The organism is Pediococcus sp. AC40 (assembly GCF_030252485.1).
In the GTDB taxonomy this organism is placed as follows: domain Bacteria; phylum Bacillota; class Bacilli; order Lactobacillales; family Lactobacillaceae; genus Pediococcus; species Pediococcus acidilactici.
In genome coordinates, this window is record NZ_CP127012.1 from 894,716 (window position 1) to 920,476 (window position 25,761).

The following is a 25,761-nucleotide window of genomic DNA, read 5'->3' on the forward strand; positions in this document are numbered from 1 at the left end:
GACATACAATTATGGCAAAGAAAAATTACACACCAGCAGATATACGACAGATGGCAAAGGATAACAACGTACAATTTTTGCGGTTAATGTTCACGGATCTCTTCGGGGTGATTAAAAACGTCGAAGTTCCAATTAGCCAGTTAGACAAATTGCTGGAAAATAAGTTAATGTTTGACGGCTCTTCAATTGATGGCTTTGTCCGGATTGAAGAAAGTGACATGTACTTGTACCCAGACCTTTCTACCTGGATGGTCTTTCCGTGGGGAAGTGAACACGGAAAAGTTGCTCGAATCATTTGCGAAGTGTATACAAGCGATCGTAAACCGTTTGCTGGGGATCCGCGTAATAACTTGATCCGCGCCCTCCAAGACATGAAGGACGAAGGGTTTACCGATTTTAACATCGGACCTGAACCAGAGTTCTTCCTCTTGAAGTTAGACGAAAATGGTAAACCAACGACGCACCTCAATGACCAAGGAAGTTACTTTGACTTGGCGCCGGTTGACTTAGGAGAAAACTGTCGGCGGGATATCGTGCTAGAACTTGAAAATATGGGATTTGATGTGGAAGCTTCCCATCACGAAGTGGCACCCGGCCAACACGAAATCGATTTTAAGTATGCCGATGCGCTAACTGCGGCAGATAACATTCAAACCTTCAAGTTAGTGGTTAAGACTGTCGCACGGAAGTATAATTTACACGCAACCTTCATGCCTAAACCACTCGACGGAATCAACGGTTCGGGAATGCATTTAAACATGTCGCTTTTCAATAAAGAAGGCAACGCCTTTTATGATGAAAAAGGTGAGTTGCAACTTTCCCAAAAAGCCTACTGGTTCTTAGGAGGGCTGTTAAAACATGCTCGGAGTTACACGGCAGTTTGCAACCCCATCGTTAATTCGTATAAACGTTTAGTACCTGGCTATGAAGCTCCCGTTTACGTGGCTTGGTCAGGTTCTAACCGCTCCCCATTGATTCGAGTTCCTTCCAGCAAGGGATTATCGACACGCTTTGAAGTGCGTAGCGTTGATCCGTCAGCTAACCCATATTTGGCGATTGCTGCCGTCCTCGAAGCGGGACTGGACGGAATTCGCAACCAAATTGAACCAGATGATTCGGTTGATCGAAACATCTACCGGATGAACGTTCAAGAACGTCACGAAGAACACATTCAAGATTTACCTTCTACATTGCATAACGCTCTTAAGGAATTTGAAAAGGACGATGTGATGAGAAAGGCGCTGGGCGACCATATTTTCCAAAGTTTCTTGGAAGCTAAGAAATTAGAATGGGCTTCGTATCGTCAAGAAGTTACCCAATGGGAACGGGATCAGTATTTGGAAATGTTCTAAAAATCAATTAAAATAACCGTTTGATTGCCATACCTGACTAATGGAACAAATTCAATGCGGAATCGCAGGCTTTAAGATAATTTGTAAACAGCATTCTGGCTTTTGCTTCATCGGTGATGAACTAAAAGATCGCCTAAGAATTCTTAAATTCTCGGGCGATTTTTTTATTTACTGCAATTTTCATTTTGGTTAAGGTACTGTTTTCGCGTATGAAACGGTTTTAAAACTTATTTTTGAAGTTTGTTTAAATTTGGTGACTAAACGCTTTATTTATTTGAAATTTTTTTGTAACATTAAGTCAGAAATAGAGAATGGAGCGGATATCATGGCAGATGAACGTAAGAACCACGGGCAATCTAGTGGGGAGATTTTAATTTCCCAACTAAGGGTAAAGGATCAATACATAAACGACTTAGCGCAAGCGATTGATCAACATGATGATTTACAGGTTTACCAACTTTTAGAGCCGGTACGTTATCGTGAGGAAATTGACCAGGGCTTCGATTTGAAGTATGGGGAGCATCCGTTTGAACTTGTTCGGGATCAACGTGCTGAACTAGCGCATTACCTAAGTGATAATTTAATTGATTACCTGATTCAAAAGTTTCCATTTTTCTACTATCGTGAGGTAGAAAAGGGGCAATTTATCGTCTTCTTTGGAAATTGGTGGGACCGGCGCCAAATTGGGACGCTCGATTCTTTAAACATTGAATTGGCACTGGATGAAGATAAGTTGAGTCAATTGGAAAAAGCGTTACAAGCTGAAGAAGCTGGCGAAAGTTTAAACGGTGACCAAATTGCTGAACTTTCTGCTGACAACGTTAGGTTACAAAAATTAATTGATGGCCAAGCTGAATTAGAGAAGAAAAAAGAAGAGTTGCTGCAACAACAAAGTGACCTGGCTGAAAAGGGTGGCTTATTTGAGTCAGCAAAGGTAAAAGAAGAGCGGCAACAATTAAAAGACGACTTAGCTAAGGTCGAAGAAGAAATTCAAACTGCTAACCAAGCTCCAAGTAAGATTCGGGAACAACAAAAACAAATTTTGGCATTGTCCAAAGAAGACACCATGCTTGGATTGGAGACGGCGGCTTTAAAGAAGAGCTTTACGAGTTTTAAAGAATTCCATGAATTAACGCAAAACCTTTACCATAACTACCTTATGGATCTATTAGACGAAGGGCAGGTAAAGTCTAATGGATAAGCAAAAAACACAACAAACCAATACCAAAGCCACTAACGAATTCAAACAGAACATGTTAAAGGTTCAAGACGAATTAAATGAAGGACTCAAGAAGGGTCAACACTATGCGGAGTTAATGCAAGTGTTAACTACCACTACCGATCCAGAAGAGCTACTGAGTGCAACTCGGCAATTAGCTAGTTTTGAAGTGGATACGGCAGCGGTGGTCTTTCCAAAAAAGTTTGCAGCTAGTGACTACTACCTGATTTTTATGTCACGGTTGCTTGAGCTAAACGGATTGACGAACCAATTTCGTTCCGTAATGACTGAGGCTGGTGGGCATCCGGTTATGCACCACCAATGGCCAGGTACTGAACAGACTTTCCGGTTTGAAAAAAATGGTGAGCACTTAGCGTATGTTGAACAAACTAGCCACCAAATTATTTTTAGGTTGGACTTAGAAAAGCAGACCATGAGCTTTGATACTGAAACCATTAATAATTTATACTTCTTATCCGGCTCTGAAACTGATCCGCAGTCCGCGTTGAAAAAACAGGTTGCTTCTTTTATCAAGTTTGGCCAACTACTTGAAAAGGATTATAATTTCCAAGTTGACTTCAACATGTTTGATGCTCGCAACGAAAAGACTTACGTTTTTGAAGGTACCGGTTTGGACAGTAGTATTCTTGATGAATTGTTTGTATCTGCGGCACAGAACCATTACATTTTATACAATGCGGATGAATTTTTAGGCGCATTCTTGCGTTTGAAATCTAACGTAATGCTAACTATTTTTGAAATGAGTGCCTCCGACCATCAGTGGGCGATGCGCGTTCAAGATCAAGAAGAGCAATATTCTTTATTTGATGTTTTGAAAGACTACGCCTTCTTAAATGATTGGTATGTTAATAACATTGGCGATTTAAAATTAAAAATGATACTTTAAGGTGATTAATAAGATGGATTGGGCAAAAATGTTACAGGCCTCGGTTAACCTTGACCGTGACATTCGGATTAAGCATAATTTACAAAACAGTTTGGCGGATCGAATCCAAGAAGCGTATATTTCATTGGACGTGGAATTGGCTGAAATCGCCAATGCTGCGGAATGGTTTAAAGTTTGGAAGACTCACCGCGGAAAGCGCGACGGAGAATTATCAGTTCATCAAACCGTTTTAAACGAGTTTGTGGATGCCATTGATTTCTTTTTGTTGATGGCTAATTTAAACCAGTGGAACCATTTAATTGTGATTGGTGATGAGCAATTAGCAAATTATCAAAGTGATCAGCGTGATTTGGACCTTTCTTTGATGTATTTAAATATTAAGAAAATGCTGTTTTCAACGTATTCTTATAATCGGGGGACGGATTTTCAACATGCTTGGCACTTATTCATAAAATTTGGGATACAAGGCTTAGGATTTACTCCTGAGGAATTGGAAAAGGCTTATTTTGCGAAAAACCAAATTAATTATCAACGTCAAGAAAACAATTATTGATGATTTGGGAGCGACGTTTAAGACGTATAGGCGCTTCAAAGAAGCAAGATATTTTACTAAAGGCTATGTTTGTGGAATAATGGTAACGTGAGGCCGAAGTACGTTTGGCGAATTTTGCGTTTATAAGGAAGCGATGTATGTAATGACGTATACTGATATCTATGGTTTTAAGCACGAAAATGCCACCATCGTCAGTAAAAAAGATGAGTTTCGACGTGTTTTCATTATTGAAGATGAAAAGCATCGCCGCTTCGAATGTTTGAAAGAGCATCCTGAATCTACTCATAAGGGATCTGCGCACTGGAAGTTAAGTTCTAAGGACACTCCACCAGATAACTATTGGGATGTTTTTGAGACGAGTGATAAGTAATGTGTAGGGCGAGGGGATTCTTGATGAATCTTCGCGCCCTTTTAATCTGGATAGATTAGGTTATCTGGCCTGAAAGTTTATTGACACATTGGGATTTTTTAAATATAATAAACAGGTACGGTTCGGTAGCTCAGCTGGATAGAGCATCCGCCTTCTAAGCGGACGGTCGTGAGTTCAAGTCTCACCCGAATCATACTGAACAAGGGCTGATGAGTAATCACCTTGAATGAAGAAGCAACTGCTAATATAGTGGTTGTTTTTTTTATTTTAAAAATCAGTTAAGGGCGCAAATTACTTTAATAAAAGTTAAATATCCGTTATCATTAGGTAAAATAAATCATTAGAGGGTGACGAACGATGAAAAAATTTTTTGCAATTTTGTTGTCATTAATTATGGTGACGGTCGTTTTAGGAGCTTGTACACATAACAAGGTTTACGGGACTGTAGTAGTCACACCTGAAAAATACAAACAGATCTCGGCGGATAAGACGATGATCGAAGACTCAATAAAGGGTTTGGAAAAATTTAATTCCGAGAATCCTGAATCAGAACAGAAGGTAATTAAAACCTTGAACACCCTTATTAAAAAGGGTCAACGACACCTTAATAAACAGGATCGAGCGCAGTTCAAACAACTATTAGGGGACACGCCTACTGGAGTTAAGGGAATTGTCAAAAATGCTTATGACCACCAGCGCGGCTTTGACGATGATCTAAGCGAGCGGATCCGCAATAATATGCTTAAAGCAATTAAACTTTTACCGCATGGGGTTACTAAACATCAGGATGAACAAAATAAAATTTATAAACAAATGTTAAAAGATACTCAGGCTGATCGGAAGTTATACCGGATTGGCGGTAACGAATAAGTGTTGATGTAGTGGGATTGTCTGATTGGGGATTCGGGGATCAAGTGAAACCCAAGGAATGACAATCTACGTTTTAATGCTATTAAAGGCGGAAAATCAAAAGTGTTTCTCAAGAATTTTAGTTTTTGAGGGGCACTTTTTTTAAATCTCAGTGTTGAAAAATGCATTAATTAGTTACCGAGAAATATCTTTATAAGTTGGGTCAATTAGTGTCAAGTATAACAACTGGTTATTTTTAAACGATGTAGCATCTTTTTTTTACACTAAAATAAAAGACGTTATTATTGATTGTTATCTTTATGGGGATAACTTAACTTGATACCGCTTTGGTGAGAGATGTTTGTGTACTATGCCACTTTTTTTAAAATAAGCGAAAAAAAGGAGACGGAAAACGGACTGTTAGCGGTTCATTTGTTGGGTTTGGTAAGCTATCATGAACATGTAGATGATAAAAGTTCGCTATTAATGTATGGTATAGAATATTAAGGGCAATACAAATTTTTGAATGACTAAATTTGCGAACTCTATGAGGTGCTTAATTATGAAAAATGATCCAAGAATTATTAAAACAATCAATAAACTGGAAAAGGCGTTTGTAATGTTATTAAAGACTTACGATGTTAGTGACATTAACGTCCGTCAAATTAGTGACGAAGCCGGGGTCACGCGGGGGGCTTTTTACTCTCATTTTTCAGACAAAAAAGAATTCCTTGAGTTTACTATGGAAAGCCTAATTCAAGAATTGCTAAAACCGTCCCTAAAGGACTCCGCGGATTATGTGGAAGAGACGAAGCACGAAAACGCCCATCAGGCAAATGTGCTTTCGTTGACTGAAATTTTTAACCACGTAGCTGAAAATTACCAAGCTTACACAGTAGTAATGGGAAGCGATCGACTACCTAGTTTCAACCAGACGTTAAAAAAACGCTTAATGGAAGAGTTTGAAAAGTTCGCAGATTATTACGATGACGAAATTGATTTAGGCGGGTTTCCCTTCGAAGTATTGAGCTCCTTTTATGTAAACGGAATTGTCGGAATGATCAAGGTTTGGTTGGAAAAAGGAATGATGTACACGCCGCATTACATGGCAAACGCAGCAAAACAAGTTCTTGATAGCAAAGAAAGTGTCAAGGCAAACAATTTAAAGTTGACTGATTTTTTTGTGGTTTAACGTTGACTAATTAACGATAATCAAGTATAGTACTAATGTTGGTGTGGTCTCCACGCTACAACCGCACAGAGTGAGTTTTAAGCATGGCACTTACTTTGGCGAGTCTGAGATGAATAAGGAGGTGCACGTTGTGTACGCAATTATTAAAACTGGTGGCAAGCAACTCAAGGTTGAAGAAGGACAATCTGTATACGTTGAGAAGCTAAACGCTGCTGAAGGCGAAAAGGTAACATTTGATCAAGTACTTTTTGTTGGTGGTGAATCAACAAAGATTGGTTCTCCAGTCGTTGAAGGTGCTTCAGTTGCAGGTACTGTTGAAAAACAAGGCAAGCAAAAGAAGATTACTACTTTCAAGTACAAGGCTAAGAAGGGTCAACACACTAAGAAGGGTCATCGTCAACCATATACAAAGGTTAAGATTGATTCAATCAACGCTTAGTCAGTTGGAAGGGTGAAGAGTGATGATACAAGCATGGATTTATCGGGAAGCCGACCGCATTAGCGGGTTCAAGCTGACCGGGCACGCGGATGCTGGTGAGTACGGCAAGGATATTGTTTGTGCCGCAGTTTCTGTTTTAGCTATTAATACCGTGAATAGTATCGAACAAATCGCCTCGGTAATGCCACTGGTTGATTCAGATGATGATAACGGTGGATTTTTATCAGTTAATGTCCCTGAAAGTAAGGATCGGGAAGCGGAACAAAAGGCGCAAGTCTTATTGGCTTCTTTTGAATTAGGATTACGGGATATTAGTAAAACCTATGACAAGTACTTAGTAATGAATTAACTTACATTCGGAGGTGTATTTACCATGGAAATGAACTTACAATTCTTCTCTCATCATAAAGGGGGAGGTTCCACATCCAATGGTCGTGACTCAGCTGGTCGTCGCCTTGGAACTAAGCGTGCTGACGGACAAGCTGCTAAGGCTGGTATGATTTTATATCGTCAACGTGGAACACATATTTACCCTGGTGTAAATGTTGGTCGCGGAAACGATGATACATTGTTCGCACTTGCAGACGGAATCGTTCGTTTCGAACGTAAAGGTCGCGACAAGCGTCAAGTTTCTGTATATCCAGTAGCAGATGCTGAATAAGCGATAAGCAATTCAGGTCGGGACAAATCATCTTGTTCCGGCCTTTTTTAATGAATTTCTTGTTAAATAGACGAGCGATTGATATTATGAACTTATAATAATTGGAGGAATCTTTTATGAGCACAATTTCAACGTCAGATTTTCATAATGGATTAACTATCGAAGTTGAAGATAACATTTGGCGGATTGTTGAATTTCAACATGTTAAGCCAGGTAAAGGTAGTGCATTTGTACGGACTAAGTTGAAAAACTTAAGAACTGGCGCGGTACAAGAAAAGACTTTCCGTGCTGGTGAAAAGATGGAACAAGCTAACATCGAAACTCGCAAGATGCAATACTTGTATAACGATGGGGCAAACTACGTATTCATGGATAACAATACGTATGAACAAGTTGAAATTCCAGAAGAACGTCTCGAAGAAGAGAAAAACTACTTAATTGAAAATATGGAAGTAAGCATTTCCTTCTTTGGTTCCGAAACTTTAGGGGTTGAACTACCAAAGAACATTGCTTTGAAGGTTGAATCGACTGAGCCAAGTATTAAGGGTAATACTGCAAGCGGTGGTTCAAAGCCAGCAACGATGGAAACAGGTTTAGTGGTACAAGTACCTTTCTTTGTAAACGAAGGAGATACCCTCAACATTAACACCCAAGACGGAACTTATATTTCACGGGCTTAATTTTTTGGGAGGCATAGTTATGGCAGATACGAAATACTTGGAATTGAAGGATTCCAGTTCAAAAAGCGGCGGAATCGCGATTGCACCTGACGTGGTTGAATCCATTGCGGGAATTACGGTCGATCAAATTGACGGTGTTCATTTGATTAGCAACAATATCTCAAAGGGCTTTAACACCATTTTAGGTCGTGACGCAGTTGGCGCTGGTACTAAGTTGATTGAAGATGAACGCGGATTGGTAATCAGGGTCAATGTGATGCTTGATTTTGGCGTATCTGTACCCCAAGTTGCCACCAAGATTCAGGATCGGATTCAACAACAACTACTATTTATGACCGGCATCGTTATTGATGAAGTTAACGTAGTAGTTAGTGGAATGGTTCCGGACAAAACCACGTCTGATATTGACCCTAACGATATTTTTTCAGAAAATAATGGTGATCAAAAGTGAGTTTAAATCGACATCAAATGCGGGAAAGCGCCTTTAAGATGATTTTTGCCCAGAGCGTAAATCCGGACGCGGATCCCGAAGAATTAAAAAAACAAGTTTTGGAAGAATTTCATGAAACCGACGTTGCTGATCCGTTTCTGGACAATCTAGTTACTGGAGTTCAAGAAAACGTTTCGTCAATTAATGAAACGATTGGTAAAGAACTTAAAGCTGGTTGGACGGTAAATCGTTTGGCAAACCCTGACCGGGTGATTTTACAAATTGGTACGTATGAAATTAAACATACTGAAGTGCCTAATAGCGTAGCAATTAATGAAGCACTTGAGTTAGCTAAGAAGTATACGGACGAAAAGGCACGTAAGTTTATTAACGGTGTTTTATCGAACGTTGCTAAAGACTAGGTTATGTAGAGTTACGGATGGAAACTGACATTCGTAACTCTTTTATTTTACAAATTATTTTATGAGGTCATGTGTTATCATTTAAAGTGTGTAATTATTCAAAACTGGAGGCGTTGTGCTTGGGACAAATCATTGATGGGAAAGCCTTAGCGGCTGAAATCGACTTACAGACTAAGGCAGAAGTTATGCAATTAAAGGAACGGGGAATCGTTCCGCATTTAGCAGTGGTACTAGTGGGTGATGATCCAGCTAGCCACATTTACGTTCGTAATAAAAAAAGACGGGCGGAAAAGCTTGGAATCCAATCGACGGTTTGCCAATTTCCAAGTAGCGTAACGGAAGCAACATTATTAAAAGAAATTGACCGCTTAAACCGCGATACCTCGGTTCACGCAATTTTGGTTCAGATGCCACTGCCGCCACAAATCGATGAATTTAAGGTGACGTTAGCAATTGATCCGCGAAAAGATGCAGACGGTTTTCATCCGGTGAATATGGGGCGGCTTTTACAAAATAAAACTGATTGTACCCCGGTGGCTTGTACCCCCCGAGGAATTATGCAAATGCTGCATAAATACAACATTAATCCAGAAGGTAAGAAAGCCGTGGTGATTGGACGGAGCATGATCGTCGGTAAGCCAATGGCTGCATTGTTACTAAACGCTAACGCAACGGTAACGGTAGCACATAGTCATACTAAAAATTTAAGCGAACTAACCAAGCAAGCCGATATTTTAGTTGTAGCTACGGGTATTGCGCACTTTATCAAAGCTGACCAAGTAAAGGATGGCGCCGTAGTAATCGACGTAGGGATGAACCGGGATCAAAATGGCAAATTAACTGGTGATGTTGATTTTGCGGAGGTATCTCCAAAAGCTTCGTTTATTACCCCGGTCCCGAAAGGGGTTGGTCCAATGACCATTACCATGCTAATGAGGCAAACAACTGATTTGACAAAGTGGAGTATTTAATGACAAATGATCAATATTTAACGGTTTCGGCGTTAACTCAATATATCAAACGAAAATTTGACGTTGATCCATATTTGCATCGGGTTTACGTGGTTGGTGAAATTTCTAATTTCCGTTTGCGCGTTAACGGCCACCAATATTTTAGTATTAAAGACGAACAGGCTAAAATTAACGTAATTATGTTTAAGTCGGCTTTTGCGAAGGTTAAATTTCAACCTGAAGAAGGAATGCGCGTTATTGTGAGCGGTCGGATTAGCGTCTATCCCGGAAACGGCAGTTATCAATTGTACGTCGATTCAATGCAACCGGACGGTGTGGGCGCTTTATATCAAGCTTACGAGCAGTTGAAGGCTAAACTAGATAAGGAAGGCTTATTTAAGGCCCCTAAACAGGCAATTCCCCGATTTCCGAAAAAAATTGCGGTAGTGACCAGTCGTTCGGGAGCGGTAATTCGCGATATTATTACTACGGTAAAGCGCCGTTATCCGATTGTACAGCTAGTGCTTTTTCCTGTAGCGGTGCAAGGTGACGAAGCTGCTCCTAATATTGCCGCCCAAATTAAATTCATTAACACTTTACCCGATTTTGATACCATCATTTTGGGTCGGGGCGGAGGTTCAATTGAAGATTTGTGGCCCTTTAATGAAGAAGTAGTGGCACGGGCAATTTTTGAAAGCCGAATCCCGACAATTTCATCGGTAGGTCACGAAACGGACACGACGATTGCTGATTTAGTTGCCGACGTTCGCGCGGCAACCCCAACTGCGGCGGCGGAACTGGCGACCCCAGTTTTGACGGATGTTTTGACAGATTTACAAAAAACGGAGCTAAGAGTTATCAACGCTTTCAAAAATATATTGAAAATTAAGCAACAACAAGCGCGTCAATTAGAAAATTCGTATATTTTTCAAGAACCTCAGCGACTTTATGAAGGCTACGTACAAAACGTTGATCAATTAACGGAGCGGTTACGTAATGCACAGAAACAGTATTTAGCTGACCGTTCTGCAGAATTAGTTAAATTACAGCACCGCTTGTTAGTAAACAATCCGCAAAATCAGGTTGACTTAGCTACGCAAAAGGTGGGATATTTGCGGGAACAATTGCTTAGCGTAATTACTAGGCGATTTACCCAATCACAAACACAAATGCAAAAATTAGTTGCGGCTTTAGATAACCTTAGTCCCTTACGGATTATGAGTCGAGGATATACTTACGTTACTAAAGACGAACAAGTGGTTAATTCCGTAGAAAAGTTATCCGTTAATGACGCAATTAAGTTGAACTTTAGCGACGGCAGTGCTGATGCCATAATTAAAACAATTAATAACGAGGAAAAATAATGGAAAAAGAAAAAACGTTTGAAGAAAATTTACAAGAATTACAAGATGTAGTAAATAACCTCGAACAGGGTGATATCCCTCTTGAAAAAGCATTGAGTGAATTTCAAAAAGGAATTCAATTGAGTTCACAATTACAAGATACTCTGAAAAATGCTGAAAAGACACTTACCAAAGTGATGAAAGACAATGGTGAAGAAAGTGATCTTGATTTAGAAACAGATGAAACTAATGAATAAAGAATTCAACGAGTTTGTTCGAAGAAGTACACCATTAATCAACGATCATTTTGCAGAACTGATGGAGAAGGTTGAAAAACACCAACCCCAGCTGGCGCGGATGATGGCGTATTCGTTCAACGCTGGAGGCAAGCGCGTCCGTCCGTTAATATTACTAGCCATTTTAGAGGCGCTGGGAGAGCCCATCAATCCCGATGTGTTAACGGTCGCAGTCGCGTTAGAAGCCGTACACACCTATTCGTTGATTCACGACGATTTACCGGCGATGGACAATGATGATCTTCGACGAGGCCGTCCAACTAGTCATAAACAATTCGGGGAAGCGGAAGCAATTTTGACGGGGGACGCCCTATTAACGATTGCTTTTCAATGGTTAGCAGCGACTGGGTTTACAGCTGAAGTCAAAGCCACAGTGATTGGTGACTTGGCGCAGGCAGCGGGACCAGAAGGGATGATTGCTGGGCAGCTACAAGACATTGAAGGCAATCACCAACGCTATACAATTGAGCAATTAAAAAAATTGCACGAATTAAAAACGGGACAAATGTTGATTTTTCCAGCTAAAGCAGCTTTACATATTGCTAAGTGCGAAACCACGGTGGCTACGGCAATATTACGGTTTGTACAAAATTTTGGCTTAGCTTTCCAAATTCATGATGATATCATTGACGTAACGGAAAGTAGTGTTGAACTAGGCAAAACGGCTGGTAAGGATCAAGCGCTAAATAAAAACACGTACGTTAATTTATTAGGACTGGATTCTGCAAAAGAACGGTTATCGACGGTTCTTAATGCATGCGAAGAGGCGTTGATCCCCTTAGTTGAACGGGGTTACGAAGTTTCACTGCTTCGCGGTTTTTTAGCGTATTTAAAATAATGGAGACAAGGTAATGGCAAAAGAACGAGTAGATGTTTTATTAGTTAAGCAAGGGTTATTTGACACCCGCGAAAAGGCCAAACGAGCAGTGATGGCTGGTGAAATTCTAGGAGATAATGAAGAACGGTTGGATAAACCAGGGGTTAAAATTGACCCGAACACTAAATTACACTTAAAGGGAAAACCGATGCCCTACGTGAGCCGGGGTGGTTTAAAACTTGCTAAGGCCCTAGATGTTTTTGACATTGACGTGAGTGGACTGGTAGTTTTAGACATTGGCTCTTCTACAGGCGGTTTTACCGATGTAATACTCCAAAATGGTGCTAAATTAAGTTATGCCCTTGATGTAGGAACTAACCAGCTGGTTTGGAAATTACGGGAAGACCCCCGAGTAGTAGTGATGGAAAATACTAATTTTCGCTATAGTAAGTTAGCAGACTTTACCAGTGGTCAACCAGAATTTGCCTCTATTGACGTTTCCTTCATTTCCTTAAAACTAATTTTACCGGTCCTTAAACAGATTTTAAAAACTGGAGGCTCGGTAGTTAGCTTGATCAAGCCACAATTCGAAGCAGGGCGTGAAAAGGTTGGTAAACATGGAATCGTCCGGGATCGTAAAGTGCATGAAGAAGTGCTTAAGAATGTTTTGACCATGGCTAATGCGGAAGGGTTCGACGTATTGGGGCTAGATTATTCGCCAATCAAGGGTGGCGAAGGTAATATTGAGTTCTTAGCATGGCTATCTAGTGCGGATGCTGAATTAGGCAGCATTAGTTCGAAGGTAAATATTAATGAAGTAATTGATCGAGCATATTCTAATTTAAATTCGTAGGTGAGATAATGCGTAAAAATCAACGACACGCCCTCATTAAACAAATCATCAATAATCATCAGGTTGGGCGCCAAGAAGATATTGTTGAAATTCTGCAAAAGCAAGGAATTCAAGTTACCCAAGCAACAATTTCTCGTGACATAAAGGAATTGCAGCTAGTTAAGGTCGCCACGGTGGATGGCCGTCTTCGCTATGCGTTACCAAAGACGGATAGTTCACAAATTGAACAGCGTTTCTTTAATTTACTAGCGACGTCTTTAATTACGATCAAGGCACAAGACCAATTAGTTTACATCGATTTAAAGCCCGGGAACGGTCCCAGCGTTGCGGCAACTTTGAAGCAAGTTAACTACAGTTTTGTGTTTGCTGTGATTGCTGATGATGACGGAGTGCTGGTAGTTTGCAAAGACAATGAGCGCGCTATACAGTTAAGAAAAAGGATCACCAAAGCGATAGCCTATACCTAGGAGAGATTATCATGTTATTGGAATTATCAATCAAGGATTTTGCAATTATCGAAAAACTAGATGCTAGTTTTCGGCAAGGGATGACCGTATTAACTGGGGAAACCGGTGCCGGAAAATCGATTATCATTGATGCCGTCGGACTGCTAGCTGGGGGTCGCGGATCCGTAGACTTTGTACGAACTGGCACGGATAAGGCCGTCTTGCAAGGCGTTTTTGATATTGCTGAAATTGCCAATACTAAGACGGTTTTAGAAGAATTAGGAATTGAACCGACTAACGACCTCGTGATTACTAGGGAATTACTTAAGACGGGGCGTAGCGTTTGTCGAGTTAACGGAACCATCGTTAATTTGAACAGTCTAAAAAAGATTGGGCAAACTTTAATTGATATTCACGGACAAAATGAACACCAAGAATTGATGGATAGCGATAAGCATTTACGCTTGTTAGAACAGTTTGATTACGCTGCGGTAGCCGACACCAAGCAACGGTACCAAGCTGCTTTTAAGGCGTACACTAAATTAAATCGGCGTTTAAACCAAAGTCTAAAAAATGAACATGAATGGAATCAGCGGGTAGATATGCTGCAGTTTCAAGTTGATGAAATTAAGGCTGCAAATCTTATCGAAGGTGAATATGAAGAGTTAGAAAAGCGGCGTGATCAGTTGGTTAATTTTCAAAGTATTTCAGATGCGTTAGCAACTAGTTTTCAAGTTTTGGAAAGTGAAGAAGGAGTTTCTGCAACCGACCAAATTGGAAACGTAATGCAAGAAATGCAAGGAATTGCTGACTATGATGAAGAATACGAGCAGATTGCCGATGAGGTTCAAAATGCCTACTATTCTTTAGAAGATGTTACTAATCGAGTTCGCTCGGCGATTGACTCGATGGAATGGAACCCTGCTGAACTGGATGAAGTCGAACAACGGTTAGAAACAATCCGGCAGTTAAAAAAGAAGTACGGCAATTCGATTACTGAAATTCTGAAATACTTATCGAGAATTGAAAATGAATTGGCAGAAATGACTGGGGCGGGCCAAAATCTAGATGATTTGGCTGTGGAAGTGGAAAAACGTTTGCAAGAAACCAAGCAATTAGGTACGCAGTTAACCAATTTACGCCAGAAAATGGCTTTGAAACTAGAACAAGCAGTTCGGGATCAGTTGGCGGGATTGTACATGGAAAAAACACAGTTTAAGGTACAGTTCAATTCTAAAAAGGTTCCGGAACTCGACGGACTTGATAACGTTGAATTTTTAATCCAACCCAATCCTGGTGAAGACTTGAAACCATTGGCAAAAATTGCGTCTGGTGGGGAGCTTTCACGGATCATGTTAGCTTTGAAAACTATTTTTGCTCGCAATGAGGGGGTTACCAGCATTATTTTTGACGAGGTTGACACCGGAGTCAGTGGTCGAGTAGCTCAGGCAATTGCGGATAAAATTCATGAAATTTCGAATCACTCGCAAGTATTATGTATTTCCCACCTTCCACAAGTAGCTGCCCGGGCAGACTACCAGTTGCACGTGGCTAAAAAAGTGGTTAAGGGACGGACGATGACTAATTTAACCGCTCTTGATGATGAGGGGCGGGTTAATGAAATCGCTAAAATGTTAGCTGGGGTAGACCTAACTGAATTGAGTTTAGAGCACGCACGCGAGCTGTTGCAGATGGAACACGAACAAGCCTGAGTAATAAGATACGTAAAAAGTGAGCGTGGGATAAAAGTTTGGTAATTTTTGAGCATTAACTAAGAAACTAATCATCATGCTTGGATTTGGCATAATGTAATAATCCCTCCATGACTGTCAGATGAATTATGATATTTCATTTGACAGTCATGGAGGGATTTTTGAATGTCTAGATTTAAGTACACAGCATTAGAAAAATTTAGCTTTTATAATTGAATTTAAACTACGTTGGCTGGAACGACATAGGATCCTTAAATCCTATCAAGTGCTAATTAAGTTAGTTAAAAATGGAATTGAATATTTTAATCAACAACAAGAAATGGCCTCATTCCTGATGAATACTGGAATGAAGCCGTTTAATAAGCTACCTAATTTTATATTATTTTGTCTGTCAACTTGACAGAGCCTAGTCCATGATGGTCGATTTTTAGTTTTTCTCAGTCGCGATTTTTAATGATTTTCGTGCTCCTACTACGACAAATAATGGATGGGGTTACAAGCTACGTTGAACTTGCAAAAGAAAATATTATATTAGCGCGATGCTGCGAATTTCTGCATCTTCTAATGTCTGGGTGGTATTTGAATTTTGGTCTTGAATACAAAGCCTTCCCGAACGGTTTAATAATAGGTGGCCACGTAGCTCGACCACCCGCGAAGCCGTTAAATTGATTTGCATCTGAACGGGAACTTGGTTTTGGATAGCAAACGCAATCGTATCGTTGATTTGAGTTAAGGACATCGCTTGGTCAACAATGTTAAGTCCGCGGTCTTCAGGAACCACGAATAAACTTTCATAAGTACTACGAATTGCTGCGAGCGAAAAGTTAAATAATTTAAGCGGACTTAGTTTACGACTTTCCATAATTGCCTCCATCGAACGTTTGTTTGTGTTTTTATTATACGAACAAACGTTCAGTTTTGCAAGTGGTTTTAAATAAAGGTGCTCAAAAGCGGAATTACTTTGCCTTGACATGCGGAATACAGTTGAAAAATAAGTAAAAAAAGTGCAAAATAGTAATTACATACATATATTTGAGGGAGTTTGGAAATGGCGAAAAGAGGAATGTTGATTGTTCTTTCGGGACCTTCCGGTGTAGGTAAGGGAACGGTTAGAAAAGCAATCTTTGATCAAGGTGGAAATGATTTCCAATATTCAGTGTCAATGACTACTAGAAAACCTCGTGAAGGTGAAGTTAATGGCGAGGATTATTACTTTGTTTCTAAAGCTGAATTTGAGAAAAACATCGAAGAAGGTCAAATGCTAGAGTATGCCAAATATGTTGACAATTACTACGGCACCCCGTTAAAATATGTCAACCAGACTTTAGACTCTGGTCGGGACGTTTTTTTAGAAATTGAAGTTAACGGAGCTCGTCAAGTCCGTGAAAAAATGCCGGACGGCGTCTTTTTGTTTTTAACGCCGCCAGATTTGATGGAATTAAAACAACGGATTATTAATCGGGGAACCGAAGACATTGAAACGATTAATAAACGAATGGAAAAGGCGGTCGATGAAATTAAAACGATGCATGATTATGATTATGCAATCGTTAATGATAAGGTCGAAAATGCCGTTGAATCAATTAAAAACATTATTAAGGGAGAACATTTACGCGTTTCACGCGTTTACCCTGAATACCAAGAAATGTTAGGAGAGTTGTAAAATGATTTTATATCCTTCAGTTGATAAACTGCTTGAACGAGTTGATTCTCGTTATTCATTAATTATGTTAGCAAGCAAACGCGCACACCAATTAGATGAGGGTGCACCAGAATTACTTGACCACTATAGTTCTCATAAAAACGTTGGGAAAGCTTTAGAAGAAATTGTTGCGGGCGACGTAGTTATTGATCCTAACGAAAAAGACCTATAATTAGTACTTAAGGTTAAGTAGAACCCGTCACTGGAAAATCTACCAAACGATACTAAGAGTAAAGCGAGGCTAGGAAAAATCTGAAATGATTTTTTCTAGCTTTTTTACGTGATTGTCATTCCATTATTTTAGATGGGATTAGGTACAGGAGACTGGTAGAATATAAAACTAGGAAGGTGTTTGCCAATGAAAATATTATTTGTAATTACCGGCGGAATTGCCGAATATAAGGTGGTTGAGGCGGTTCGATACCAGGTGAAGGCTGGTAACGCAGTAAAAGTTGTTATGACTAAGATGGCTGAAGAGTTCGTCACCCCATTGACGTTTGCCACGTTAATCAACGAACCGGTTTATGATGATTTTAAATCGGATCTGGGAAAGCCAGTTGCTCACGTAGCATTAGCTGACTGGGCGGATCAAGTCGTGGTGGCTCCGGCAACGGCAAACTTTATTGCAAAAATGGCACTTGGAATTGCGGACGATTTTGCGTCTACGGTAGTACTTGCGTCTTCAGCTAAGAAAAGGGTTCTGCCGGCGATGAACGTTAACATGTGGCAAAATCCAGCGGTTCAACGTAACCTGACCCAGCTCAAGGCGGATGGGGTAGAAATACTAGAGCCCGTAGTGGGAGAACTGGCGGAAGGCTACTCCGGAAAGGGCCGTTTTCCATCGGCGGAAGTGGTTAATCAGTTTATAAGTCAACCAGTTAGTAGTAGCCAGCAGTTGGCAGGCTATAAGGTGGTGGTCACTGCTGGAGGAACCCGCGAAGCAATTGATCCGGTCCGTTTCATTGGCAACCGTTCATCGGGAAAAATGGGTTTTGCACTTGCACAACAAGCTGCGGCAGCTGGAGCGACAGTGACTTTAATCACTGGACCAACTAACTTAAGCCTTGACACCCATTCTAAAATTAAAAGAATTGATATTGAAGACGTAGCGGAGTTAAAAGCAGCTTTAGATCAAGAGCTCAAAAATGCGGATGTGTTAATTATGGCAGCTGCGGTTTCTGATTATCGAGTTGCTAAAGTTAGCACGCATAAGTTGAAGAAACATGATTTTAAAAATGGCTTACAACTTGAACTAGTCGAAAACCCAGATATTTTAGCTACGTTGGACCGACCGGACCGGTTAAAATATGTCGTGGGTTTTGCGGCGGAGACGGATGATCTACTAGAAAATGCTACGGGAAAAATGCAGCGAAAAGGTCTGAATATGGTGGTGGCTAACGACGTGGGCAACCCCGAGATTGGTTTTAACGTTGACGATAATGCCGTAACCATTTTACGTCCGGATCGAAGAGCTAAGGTGATTGCCAAACAATCTAAAGTAAAGATTGCAGAAGCAATTTTAAAAATTGTTAGCGAAGAATTGAAGTAAAGGGGATTAGGGAATGACAAAAAAGTTTGATGTCATCGTCAACGTACCAGCTCTGCAAACGAACACACCATTTACTTACCGAGCAGACGCGGCAATTGAAAATGACATTAAAATCGGTTCACGCGTAATCGTTCCCTTTGGTCAAGCGGGACGACCGGTCCAAGGGTTTGTGATTGGAGAAAATCGGCAAGGTTCCCCGATGGAATTAAAAAATATTATTTCACTTCTCGAACCAGAGCCTTTCTTAAATCAGGAATTAATTGATTTATCAGCATGGTTGGCGGATAAAACCTTTTCCTTTAGGGTGACCTGTTTGAATGCAATGTTGCCTAATTTGGTTAAAATTAATACAAAACGGTTTGTGAAAGTCAATCGTCAACGAATTGATCCACAAAGGGTTGTTGAAGTATTGGGCGAGCAGCAGGTCGTCGATTTAAAGGTTAACGAGCTTGATTATCCGCAACAGCGTCAATTAAACCAGTGGGTTAAGGACGGTAGCGTTACTTTAGAGTACGCCACCGAAAATTCTGCTAGAAAAAAGATGATTAACTGGATTTGGCCGCTAGTGGATGCCGAACAAATCACTCAAATTACCAAGACGGTGCGACCTAACGCCCGTCAACAGTTGAAACTATTGCAGTTAATACCAGAAATAAGCGTTAAAGAAGGCCTTAGTCAAGCTTCCTTAATCAAGGATTATCAAATTAGTCGCGGAACGGTTGACCACGCGGTAGAGCAAGGGTGGTTAAAGCGTGACTTAGTAGAACAGTACCGGGACCCGTTTGCGCAAAGTGATCTGCAAACCGACCAAGAGCTCAACTTGAATGATGAACAAGCCTCCGCCTTTAAAAAAATTTCGGATGCTGTTCAAAACCGTCGTGCTAAGCCAATTCTGTTAGAGGGAGTAACTGGCTCAGGAAAAACGGAAGTCTATTTACAAAGCATTTCCCAGGTGCTCAACCAAGGCAGGACCGCAATCTTAATGGTTCCAGAAATTTCGCTAACTCCTTTGATGGTTAACCGCGTCCGGGCGCGGTTTGGCGACCAAGTGGCGGTCTTGCATAGCGCACTTTCTGATGGCGAAAAATTTGATGAATGGCGCCGAATTATGCGTAACGAGGTCAAAGTAGTGGTGGGTGCGCGTTCTGCGGTGTTTGCACCCCTGCATAATCTTGGTATTATTATTATGGATGAAGAGCACTCCGAAACATATAAGCAAACCGATGCTCCGCGATACCATGCGCGTGACGTTGCCATTTATCGGGCGCAAAATGCTAATTGCCCGGTGGTTTTAGGTAGTGCGACTCCAGCGCTGGAAAGTCGGGCGCGCGCAGAACGGGGGGTTTATGACTTTATCCAGATTCATAAACGCGCTAACCAACAGGCCTTGCCAGCAATAAGGGTAATTGATATGCGGCGGCACCTGGGCGACGGGTTTAACGAGAATTTTTCGGCACCCATGGTTAACGCGATTCAAGAACGACTCCTAAAGCATGAACAAGTAGTTTTAATGCTAAACCGACGGGGATTTTCGTCATTTGTGATGTGCCGTGATTGTGGATTTGTATTGAAATGTCCTAATTGTGATGTTTCGCTAACCATGCATCTGGATACTCACTCGATGCAGTGTCATTACTGTGGGCATGAAGAACCGATTCCGCGAAAATGTCAAAATTGCGGTAGTGACAAAATTCGGTTCTTTGGTACGGGAACCCAAAAAGTTGAGCAACAGCTGCAACAGATCTTACCGCAAGCACGGGTCTTACGAATGGACGTGGACACCACTCGGCGAAAAGGGGCTCACGAACGGCTACTGGCTTGTTTTGGTAACCATGACGCAGACATCCTTTTAGGAACCCAAATGATTGCAAAGGGGTTAGATTTCCCTGAGGTAACTCTTGTAGGGGTTTTGAATGCGGATACTTCCTTAGAACTGCCGGATTTAAGAGCCAGTGAACGAACTTTTCAATTGTTGACACAGGTTGCTGGACGAGCCGGACGGGCGCAAAAAGCTGGTGAAGTTCTTATCCAGACCTTTAATCCGGACCATTACGCGATTAAGTTGGCGCAAAAACAGGACTATGAAGACTTCTTTCAAAAAGAAATGTATCTGCGCCACCTAGGGAAATACCCTCCGTATTACTTTACGGTTTTAATCAACGTTGCGGCTTCCGACGAAGCTACTGCGCAAAAAAATGCGTACGAAGTGTTAAATAAAATTCAACCCCAGTTAAGCTCGCAAGCAATTGTTTTAGGGCCTACGCCTAAATCGGTTTCTAAAATCAAGCAAAAATATTATTACCAGATTTTAATTAAGTACCAAAAGGAGCCACGACTCCATGACGCCTTGTTAAAGGTGCTAAATGAATCACAAGAAAAGTTTCGACACGGGGTCCGAATCACAATTGATGCCGATCCGCAAAACTTTATGTAAGCATAGAAAGTAGGTTTTTTAATGAAATCAATTATTTTCATGGGAACGCCCCAATTTTCGGCGCCCATTTTACAAAGTTTAATTGACCATCCGGATTACAACGTAATTGGGGTGGTCACCCAGCCCGATCGCCGAGTTGGTAGAAAGCACGTTCTTACACCAAGTCCGGTTAAACAAGTAGCAACTAAGCACGATATTAAGGTTTATCAACCGGAGAAACTTAGTGGCAGTCCGGAAATGGAGGAGTTAATTAATTTAAACGCGGATCTTATCGTGACGGCAGCCTTTGGTCAATTTTTACCGATGAAATTAATTAACTCGGTTAAAATTGCGGCAATCAACGTGCATGCTTCGTTATTACCTAAATATCGGGGAGGAGCACCCGTACATTACGCAATCATGAATGGGGATGCAGAAACTGGGGTCACCATTATTTACATGGTTAAGAAAATGGACGCCGGGGATATGCTTGCCCAAGCTAAAATGCCAATTACCGACCAAGATGACGTTGGCAGCATGTTTGAAAAATTAAGTATTTTAGGCCGGGATACGCTTCTGGAAACCTTACCTAAGTTAATAAACGGAGAAATCACGCCGGTAGCGCAGGATGAAGAACAGGTTAGCTTTTCACCTAACATTGCCCCTGAACAAGAAGCGGTTGATATCAATTTACCAGCACGTTTAGTAGACGCTAAGGTTCGCGGATTGCGACCTTTCCCAGTTGCTTACGTGATCATGGAAGGACAGCGGACCAAGCTGTGGAAGACGGCGGTCGTTGATCAAAGTACTGATTTAGCACCTGGCCAGGTGGTTGAAAAGACCAAGCATGAATTGCTTGTGGCCACTGGTGACCATGGTGTAATCAGCATTTTAGAATTACAACCAGCTGGAAAACAAAAGATGTCCATTACAGATTATTTAAATGGGGTTGGCGATAATTTACACCCCGGAAAGCAAATTATAGACAATGACGGAATTGAAAAATAACCCCCGCGATTTAGCGGTTGACGCTTTAGAAAGTATTGACGAAGGCGCCTATTCAAATTTAGAGTTAAACCAGGTGATCCAGGATGCAGACTTATCAGAAGTCGATAAGCATTTACTGACCGAATTGGTTTATGGTGTTTTACAACACCGCTTGACCATTGATTTTTATTTAGCAAATTTCTTGCAGCGACCAGAACAGACCCCGCGGTGGGTAATCAACTTATTACGTACGGCCATTTTTCAAATGGAATTTTTGGATCGGGTCCCCACCTTTGCCATCTTTAATGAAACCATTGAAATTGCTAAACGGCGGGGAAGCGACGGTGTTCGTAAGATGGTAACCGGGGTGTTACGTTCTTATCAACGTCAAGGAACCCCAAGTTTAGACAGCATTCCGGATTTAACCCAGCGATTAGCAACCGAATATAGCGTTGCTTCGTGGATTGTGGACCAATTATTGTATGAATTAGGAGAAAATAAGTGCCGGAAGATACTAGATAGTATTAATCGGCCAGCTCATTTAAGTGTCAGGATGAACCCTATTCAACGTTCGACGGCGGCAATTCGCCAAAGCCTATCCGAAGAATATGACGTTCAAGAAAGTTTATTAGCAACGGACGGATTACGTTTACAAAATGGTCCTGGACTGGCGCAGTCCGCTAGTTTTCAAGCTGGCGAGGTGATTGCACAGGATGAGTCGGCAATGTTAGTTGGTGAAACCATGCAATTAGCAACGGGACAAAAAGTCTTAGATGCTTGCGCAGCACCAGGGGGTAAGACAACCCAGTTGGCCCAAAAAGTGGGACCTGATGGACAAGTAATTGCTTGGGATATTTATGAATCCCGTACCCGGCTAATTCAACAAAATGCACGGCGGATGCATTTAACGAACATCGTTACGGAAGTCCACGATGCCACGACTCCTTGTCCAGAATTAAAGGAAGAATTTGATCGTATTTTGGTTGACGCCCCGTGCTCGGGAATCGGTTTATTACGCCGAAAGCCTGAAACGCGGTACCTTAAGAGCAAAAAGGATAGCAGCGATTTACACCGCGTCCAGTTGGACATTTTAGATAACGTAGCGTCGATGCTTAAGGTGGGCGGAATTCTTACTTATAGCACTTGCACAATGCTCCGTAAGGAAAATCAGATGACAATCGATGAGTTTTTAACCCAGCACCCAGAATTTGAACTATTAAAAACGCAGACGGATAAAAAAGTTAAAGCAGACCGCACTGATCTGAGCCTAAATATTTACCCGGATGATTTTGGATCAGATGGTTTCTTCATTGCGAATATGAAAAAAGTGAAGTGATTGATAGATATGAAATATGCGTACCTATCGGACAAAGGGAAAGTCCGCAAAACAAACCAAGACTACGTGGGGATTTTTAAAAGTGATTCAGAATCGATTTTAACGATCGTCGCTGATGGCGTTGGCGGTAATCGGGGCGGTGACATTGCTTCTGAGATGGCGGTTTCCCACATTGGTTATTTATTTGAGACCTCCGACATCAACACCGTTGAAGACGCCAAAAACTGGTTAACCCACCAGTTGGCAATTGAAAACCGTAAGATTCTACAAGCTTCTAAGCACTACAAAAATTTAAATGGTATGGGAACTACCATTGTTTTGGCGTTATTTATTAATGATCAAGTGGTCGTAGCAAATCTAGGCGACAGTCGTTGTTACATATATAATCAGCAGGCCGGATTACGTCAATTATCAACCGACCATTCGTTAGTAAATGAATTGCTAAAAACTGGCCGGATTACTCCAGAGGAAGCCCGCAACCACCCGCAAAAAAACGTGATTACCAAAACGCTTGGTATTTCTGAGCAAGCCGAAGCGGAAATCAAGGTATTTAACGTGGCGGCTGGTGATATTTTATTACTCTGCACGGATGGGTTAACTAACTTAGTTCGTAATGATGTAATCCAACAAATCTTGGGAGACCAACAAAGTCTCGAAGCCAAAACGCGTAAGCTGGTTGATTTGGCTAACCACGCCGGCGGTTTTGATAACGTGACGGTGTTGATTGTGGAAACAGAAATGGGGGCGAGCTGATGACCCCGAATCAAACGCTAAACGGACGTTATAAGATTATTCGCCCCGTTGGTGAAGGTGGCATGGCTAGCGTTTATCTAGCTCACGATTTGATTTTAGACCGGGACGTGGCGGTTAAGCTAGTCCGTTTTGATATGCAAGACGATGCTTCGGCTGTACGCCGCTTCCAACGAGAAGCATTGTCGGCTACCGAGCTGGTTCACCCCAACATCGTTAGTGTTTATGACATTGGTGAAGAGCACGGGATGAATTATCTCGTAATGGAGTACGTAGAAGGAAAAGATTTAAAACGATATATCAAAGATGAGTTTCCGCTTCCGCTTCCACAAGTGGTCAATTTAATGGGGCAGATCTTGTGCGGAGTGCAAGCGGCCCACCGGCATGGGATTATTCATCGGGATTTAAAACCGCAAAACGTGCTGATTGATAAACATGGGAATGCTAAAATTACCGATTTTGGAATTGCAATTGCCAACCAGCAAAGTAGTTTTACCCGAACCAACACGGTGATTGGTTCAGTACAGTACCTCTCGCCGGAACAAGTCCGCGGGCACGTGGCTACGCAACAGTCGGACATTTATTCATTAGGAATTATTCTTTTTGAAATGCTAACTGGAAAGGTCCCGTTTGAAGGTGAGACGGCGGTATCAATTGCTATTAAACATTATCAAGATCAATTACCGTTAGTAACTGATTTTAATCACCAAATTCCACAAGCGTTGGAAAACGTGGTGCTTAAAGCAACTGCCAAGAACCCGACGGATCGCTACAAAAACGTTGCTGAAATGGCACTTGATTTAAAAACGACCCTAAGTCCGCAACGTGCACAAGAAAGCAAGTTCGTAGAGGATTCTTTAACTGAGCACACCATTGTTTTAGACCAAAAGGCGATTAACCGCCAATTGGATGAACCGGATAGCGAACAGACCCGCTCAATTAAGATGCAGGTAAACGAGAAACTTAAATCTATTAAGAAAAATCACCAGCCCGCAGCAAAAACAGAGGAAATGCACCGACCTAAACATCGGCACCCGCTGCGCAGGCGGGCGGCGTTTATGGCGTTTGCCATCTTGGCCTTCATTTTGGGAATTTTAATTGCCTTTAAGTTAAGCAGCCCGCAAATGGTTAGGGTTCCCAATTTGCATGGTTTGACGCAAAATCAAGCAACGACCAAATTATCTAAGGAAAATCTTGGAGTGGGTAAAATAACTAAGGTCGCTGATGATAAAACCGGTTATAATAAGGTGGTTAAGACCTTACCTGAGAATGGTAAAGCTGTTCAAGAAGGAATTAAGGTCAACGTGGTGATTAGTAAGGGACCAAATAGCTTTGATGTGGATAACTATGTAGGCAGTGATTATCCAAGCACTAAGCGGCAACTAGAAGCTAAGGGATTCACCATTAAGAAAAAAGAGGTGGTTACTAATCGTTTTGACAACAACCGCATTATTTCACAAGATGTGGTTGCTGGTCAGGTAGTCGTCCCGCGCTTGACAACGATTACGTTTACGATCGCTAAATAGATGGAGA

General features: G+C 41.4%; 29 protein-coding genes, 1 tRNA gene and 1 other annotated feature. Of the genes, 29 read left to right on the plus strand and 1 reads right to left on the minus strand.

Translation table 11 applies throughout. The annotated features are described in order from the left end of the window. Positions 1 to 11: 11 nt before the first annotated feature. The 21 genes from glnA (at position 12) to recN (ending at position 15,491) form a co-directional block, all read left to right on the plus strand. Positions 12 to 1,352 carry a type I glutamate--ammonia ligase gene (glnA, locus tag NL111_RS04290; protein ID WP_002831440.1) on the plus strand — a complete coding sequence of 447 codons (1,341 nt, stop codon included), beginning with the start codon at positions 12 to 14 and terminating at the stop codon, positions 1,350 to 1,352. Positions 1,353 to 1,677: 325 nt separating this feature from the next. Continuing rightward, on the plus strand, positions 1,678 to 2,553 hold the full coding sequence (locus tag NL111_RS04295) for a hypothetical protein (protein ID WP_002831441.1): 876 nt from the start codon (positions 1,678 to 1,680) through the stop codon (positions 2,551 to 2,553). Next, a complete protein-coding gene (locus NL111_RS04300) occupies positions 2,546 to 3,478 on the plus strand; it encodes a hypothetical protein (RefSeq protein WP_063504279.1) in 933 nt (310 codons plus the stop codon). The genes NL111_RS04295 and NL111_RS04300 overlap by 8 nt, the downstream gene beginning before the upstream one ends. Before the next feature lie 13 nt (positions 3,479 to 3,491). Beyond that, the gene (locus NL111_RS04305) at positions 3,492 to 4,031 is read left to right on the plus strand and encodes a dUTP diphosphatase (protein WP_002831443.1); all 540 of its coding nucleotides are present in this window, start codon (positions 3,492 to 3,494) and stop codon (positions 4,029 to 4,031) included. A gap of 142 nt (positions 4,032 to 4,173) precedes the next feature. Then, positions 4,174 to 4,401: a hypothetical protein gene (locus NL111_RS04310; RefSeq protein ID WP_002831444.1), complete on the plus strand. Its 228-nt coding sequence runs from the start codon at positions 4,174 to 4,176 to the stop codon at positions 4,399 to 4,401. Between the two features lie 119 nt (positions 4,402 to 4,520). Further along, positions 4,521 to 4,594, plus strand: a tRNA-Arg gene (locus NL111_RS04315). Between the two features lie 164 nt (positions 4,595 to 4,758). Continuing rightward, positions 4,759 to 5,271, plus strand: a complete 513-nt coding sequence (locus NL111_RS04320; protein ID WP_002831445.1) for a hypothetical protein — start codon at positions 4,759 to 4,761, stop codon at positions 5,269 to 5,271. Between the two features lie 541 nt (positions 5,272 to 5,812). Then, positions 5,813 to 6,442: a TetR/AcrR family transcriptional regulator gene (locus NL111_RS04325; RefSeq protein ID WP_002831447.1), complete on the plus strand. Its 630-nt coding sequence runs from the start codon at positions 5,813 to 5,815 to the stop codon at positions 6,440 to 6,442. A 49-nt stretch (positions 6,443 to 6,491) separates the two neighbouring features. Next, positions 6,492 to 6,558, plus strand: a sequence feature (ribosomal protein L21 leader region). 14 nt (positions 6,559 to 6,572) lie between these two features. Next, complete coding sequence (gene rplU / locus NL111_RS04330) at positions 6,573 to 6,881, plus strand: 50S ribosomal protein L21 (protein ID WP_002831448.1); 309 nt, start codon at positions 6,573 to 6,575, stop codon at positions 6,879 to 6,881. A gap of 22 nt (positions 6,882 to 6,903) precedes the next feature. Then, positions 6,904 to 7,230: a ribosomal-processing cysteine protease Prp gene (locus NL111_RS04335; protein ID WP_002831449.1), complete on the plus strand. Its 327-nt coding sequence runs from the start codon at positions 6,904 to 6,906 to the stop codon at positions 7,228 to 7,230. A 24-nt stretch (positions 7,231 to 7,254) separates the two neighbouring features. Beyond that, on the plus strand, positions 7,255 to 7,542 hold the full coding sequence (gene rpmA, locus NL111_RS04340; protein ID WP_002831450.1) for a 50S ribosomal protein L27: 288 nt from the start codon (positions 7,255 to 7,257) through the stop codon (positions 7,540 to 7,542). A 116-nt stretch (positions 7,543 to 7,658) separates the two neighbouring features. Beyond that, on the plus strand, positions 7,659 to 8,222 hold the full coding sequence (gene efp, locus NL111_RS04345) for an elongation factor P (protein WP_002831452.1): 564 nt from the start codon (positions 7,659 to 7,661) through the stop codon (positions 8,220 to 8,222). Positions 8,223 to 8,241: 19 nt separating this feature from the next. Next, the gene (locus tag NL111_RS04350; protein ID WP_002831453.1) at positions 8,242 to 8,673 is read left to right on the plus strand and encodes an Asp23/Gls24 family envelope stress response protein; all 432 of its coding nucleotides are present in this window, start codon (positions 8,242 to 8,244) and stop codon (positions 8,671 to 8,673) included. Then, positions 8,670 to 9,074 (plus strand): transcription antitermination factor NusB, encoded by a 405-nt coding sequence (gene nusB / locus NL111_RS04355; RefSeq protein WP_002831455.1) that lies wholly within the window; start codon positions 8,670 to 8,672, stop codon positions 9,072 to 9,074. Before NL111_RS04350 ends, nusB begins: the two co-directional genes overlap by 4 nt. A 119-nt stretch (positions 9,075 to 9,193) precedes the next feature. Then, positions 9,194 to 10,045, plus strand: a complete 852-nt coding sequence (folD, locus tag NL111_RS04360) for a bifunctional methylenetetrahydrofolate dehydrogenase/methenyltetrahydrofolate cyclohydrolase FolD (protein WP_004165709.1) — start codon at positions 9,194 to 9,196, stop codon at positions 10,043 to 10,045. Then, the gene (xseA, locus tag NL111_RS04365) at positions 10,045 to 11,388 is read left to right on the plus strand and encodes an exodeoxyribonuclease VII large subunit (protein WP_285110542.1); all 1,344 of its coding nucleotides are present in this window, start codon (positions 10,045 to 10,047) and stop codon (positions 11,386 to 11,388) included. Before folD ends, xseA begins: the two co-directional genes overlap by 1 nt. Then, a complete protein-coding gene (locus NL111_RS04370) occupies positions 11,388 to 11,624 on the plus strand; it encodes an exodeoxyribonuclease VII small subunit (protein WP_002831459.1) in 237 nt (78 codons plus the stop codon). The genes xseA and NL111_RS04370 overlap by 1 nt, the downstream gene beginning before the upstream one ends. Further along, positions 11,608 to 12,501 carry a polyprenyl synthetase family protein gene (locus tag NL111_RS04375; protein WP_235020682.1) on the plus strand — a complete coding sequence of 298 codons (894 nt, stop codon included), beginning with the start codon at positions 11,608 to 11,610 and terminating at the stop codon, positions 12,499 to 12,501. The genes NL111_RS04370 and NL111_RS04375 overlap by 17 nt, the downstream gene beginning before the upstream one ends. Positions 12,502 to 12,514: 13 nt before the next feature. Further along, positions 12,515 to 13,333, plus strand: coding sequence for a TlyA family RNA methyltransferase (locus NL111_RS04380; protein WP_285110543.1), 819 nt, complete (start codon positions 12,515 to 12,517; stop codon positions 13,331 to 13,333). Positions 13,334 to 13,341: 8 nt separating this feature from the next. Beyond that, positions 13,342 to 13,800, plus strand: a complete 459-nt coding sequence (locus NL111_RS04385; protein ID WP_002831464.1) for an arginine repressor — start codon at positions 13,342 to 13,344, stop codon at positions 13,798 to 13,800. 11 nt (positions 13,801 to 13,811) lie between these two features. Then, the gene (recN, locus tag NL111_RS04390; protein ID WP_285110544.1) at positions 13,812 to 15,491 is read left to right on the plus strand and encodes a DNA repair protein RecN; all 1,680 of its coding nucleotides are present in this window, start codon (positions 13,812 to 13,814) and stop codon (positions 15,489 to 15,491) included. A 526-nt stretch (positions 15,492 to 16,017) separates the two neighbouring features. Here recN and NL111_RS04395 read toward each other — a convergent pair. After that, positions 16,018 to 16,353: a hypothetical protein gene (locus tag NL111_RS04395; RefSeq protein ID WP_002831469.1), complete on the minus strand. Its 336-nt coding sequence runs from the start codon at positions 16,351 to 16,353 to the stop codon at positions 16,018 to 16,020. Between the two features lie 186 nt (positions 16,354 to 16,539). Between NL111_RS04395 and gmk the strand changes: the two genes are divergently transcribed. The 8 genes from gmk to pknB all read left to right on the plus strand — a co-directional run bounded on the left by gmk (position 16,540) and on the right by pknB (position 25,754). Then, on the plus strand, positions 16,540 to 17,154 hold the full coding sequence (gmk, locus tag NL111_RS04400) for a guanylate kinase (protein WP_002831470.1): 615 nt from the start codon (positions 16,540 to 16,542) through the stop codon (positions 17,152 to 17,154). A 1-nt stretch (position 17,155) separates the two neighbouring features. Beyond that, positions 17,156 to 17,365, plus strand: coding sequence for a DNA-directed RNA polymerase subunit omega (gene rpoZ / locus NL111_RS04405; protein WP_002831471.1), 210 nt, complete (start codon positions 17,156 to 17,158; stop codon positions 17,363 to 17,365). Between the two features lie 186 nt (positions 17,366 to 17,551). Further along, positions 17,552 to 18,742 (plus strand): bifunctional phosphopantothenoylcysteine decarboxylase/phosphopantothenate--cysteine ligase CoaBC, encoded by a 1,191-nt coding sequence (coaBC, locus tag NL111_RS04410; RefSeq protein WP_024862408.1) that lies wholly within the window; start codon positions 17,552 to 17,554, stop codon positions 18,740 to 18,742. A 13-nt stretch (positions 18,743 to 18,755) separates the two neighbouring features. Beyond that, positions 18,756 to 21,176 (plus strand): primosomal protein N', encoded by a 2,421-nt coding sequence (gene priA, locus NL111_RS04415; protein ID WP_024862407.1) that lies wholly within the window; start codon positions 18,756 to 18,758, stop codon positions 21,174 to 21,176. Positions 21,177 to 21,197: 21 nt separating this feature from the next. Continuing rightward, positions 21,198 to 22,163 (plus strand): methionyl-tRNA formyltransferase, encoded by a 966-nt coding sequence (gene fmt, locus NL111_RS04420; protein WP_002831476.1) that lies wholly within the window; start codon positions 21,198 to 21,200, stop codon positions 22,161 to 22,163. Next, positions 22,144 to 23,478, plus strand: coding sequence for a 16S rRNA (cytosine(967)-C(5))-methyltransferase RsmB (gene rsmB / locus NL111_RS04425; RefSeq protein ID WP_024862406.1), 1,335 nt, complete (start codon positions 22,144 to 22,146; stop codon positions 23,476 to 23,478). Before fmt ends, rsmB begins: the two co-directional genes overlap by 20 nt. Before the next feature lie 9 nt (positions 23,479 to 23,487). Continuing rightward, positions 23,488 to 24,231 (plus strand): Stp1/IreP family PP2C-type Ser/Thr phosphatase, encoded by a 744-nt coding sequence (locus NL111_RS04430; protein WP_004165716.1) that lies wholly within the window; start codon positions 23,488 to 23,490, stop codon positions 24,229 to 24,231. Continuing rightward, complete coding sequence (gene pknB, locus NL111_RS04435) at positions 24,231 to 25,754, plus strand: Stk1 family PASTA domain-containing Ser/Thr kinase (protein ID WP_004165717.1); 1,524 nt, start codon at positions 24,231 to 24,233, stop codon at positions 25,752 to 25,754. The genes NL111_RS04430 and pknB overlap by 1 nt, the downstream gene beginning before the upstream one ends. Positions 25,755 to 25,761 lie beyond the last annotated feature (7 nt).

Coding starts and splice junctions, on each gene's coding strand:
- NL111_RS04375 (WP_235020682.1), top strand. CDS start 11,608: ATGAAACTAATGAATAAAGAATTCAACGAGTTTGTTCGAAGAAGTACA.
- coaBC (WP_024862408.1), top strand. CDS start 17,552: ATGAAAATATTATTTGTAATTACCGGCGGAATTGCCGAATATAAGGTG.
- fmt (WP_002831476.1), top strand. CDS start 21,198: ATGAAATCAATTATTTTCATGGGAACGCCCCAATTTTCGGCGCCCATT.
- NL111_RS04310 (WP_002831444.1), top strand. CDS start 4,174: ATGACGTATACTGATATCTATGGTTTTAAGCACGAAAATGCCACCATC.
- NL111_RS04300 (WP_063504279.1), top strand. CDS start 2,546: ATGGATAAGCAAAAAACACAACAAACCAATACCAAAGCCACTAACGAA.
- pknB (WP_004165717.1), top strand. CDS start 24,231: ATGACCCCGAATCAAACGCTAAACGGACGTTATAAGATTATTCGCCCC.
- gmk (WP_002831470.1), top strand. CDS start 16,540: ATGGCGAAAAGAGGAATGTTGATTGTTCTTTCGGGACCTTCCGGTGTA.
- rsmB (WP_024862406.1), top strand. CDS start 22,144: ATGACGGAATTGAAAAATAACCCCCGCGATTTAGCGGTTGACGCTTTA.
- rpoZ (WP_002831471.1), top strand. CDS start 17,156: ATGATTTTATATCCTTCAGTTGATAAACTGCTTGAACGAGTTGATTCT.
- NL111_RS04370 (WP_002831459.1), top strand. CDS start 11,388: ATGGAAAAAGAAAAAACGTTTGAAGAAAATTTACAAGAATTACAAGAT.
- NL111_RS04380 (WP_285110543.1), top strand. CDS start 12,515: ATGGCAAAAGAACGAGTAGATGTTTTATTAGTTAAGCAAGGGTTATTT.
- NL111_RS04335 (WP_002831449.1), top strand. CDS start 6,904: ATGATACAAGCATGGATTTATCGGGAAGCCGACCGCATTAGCGGGTTC.
- NL111_RS04350 (WP_002831453.1), top strand. CDS start 8,242: ATGGCAGATACGAAATACTTGGAATTGAAGGATTCCAGTTCAAAAAGC.
- rpmA (WP_002831450.1), top strand. CDS start 7,255: ATGGAAATGAACTTACAATTCTTCTCTCATCATAAAGGGGGAGGTTCC.
- efp (WP_002831452.1), top strand. CDS start 7,659: ATGAGCACAATTTCAACGTCAGATTTTCATAATGGATTAACTATCGAA.
- NL111_RS04320 (WP_002831445.1), top strand. CDS start 4,759: ATGAAAAAATTTTTTGCAATTTTGTTGTCATTAATTATGGTGACGGTC.
- priA (WP_024862407.1), top strand. CDS start 18,756: ATGACAAAAAAGTTTGATGTCATCGTCAACGTACCAGCTCTGCAAACG.
- NL111_RS04305 (WP_002831443.1), top strand. CDS start 3,492: ATGGATTGGGCAAAAATGTTACAGGCCTCGGTTAACCTTGACCGTGAC.
- NL111_RS04385 (WP_002831464.1), top strand. CDS start 13,342: ATGCGTAAAAATCAACGACACGCCCTCATTAAACAAATCATCAATAAT.
- glnA (WP_002831440.1), top strand. CDS start 12: ATGGCAAAGAAAAATTACACACCAGCAGATATACGACAGATGGCAAAG.
- recN (WP_285110544.1), top strand. CDS start 13,812: ATGTTATTGGAATTATCAATCAAGGATTTTGCAATTATCGAAAAACTA.
- NL111_RS04430 (WP_004165716.1), top strand. CDS start 23,488: ATGAAATATGCGTACCTATCGGACAAAGGGAAAGTCCGCAAAACAAAC.
- NL111_RS04325 (WP_002831447.1), top strand. CDS start 5,813: ATGAAAAATGATCCAAGAATTATTAAAACAATCAATAAACTGGAAAAG.
- NL111_RS04395 (WP_002831469.1), bottom strand. CDS start 16,353: ATGGAAAGTCGTAAACTAAGTCCGCTTAAATTATTTAACTTTTCGCTC.
- NL111_RS04295 (WP_002831441.1), top strand. CDS start 1,678: ATGGCAGATGAACGTAAGAACCACGGGCAATCTAGTGGGGAGATTTTA.
- xseA (WP_285110542.1), top strand. CDS start 10,045: ATGACAAATGATCAATATTTAACGGTTTCGGCGTTAACTCAATATATC.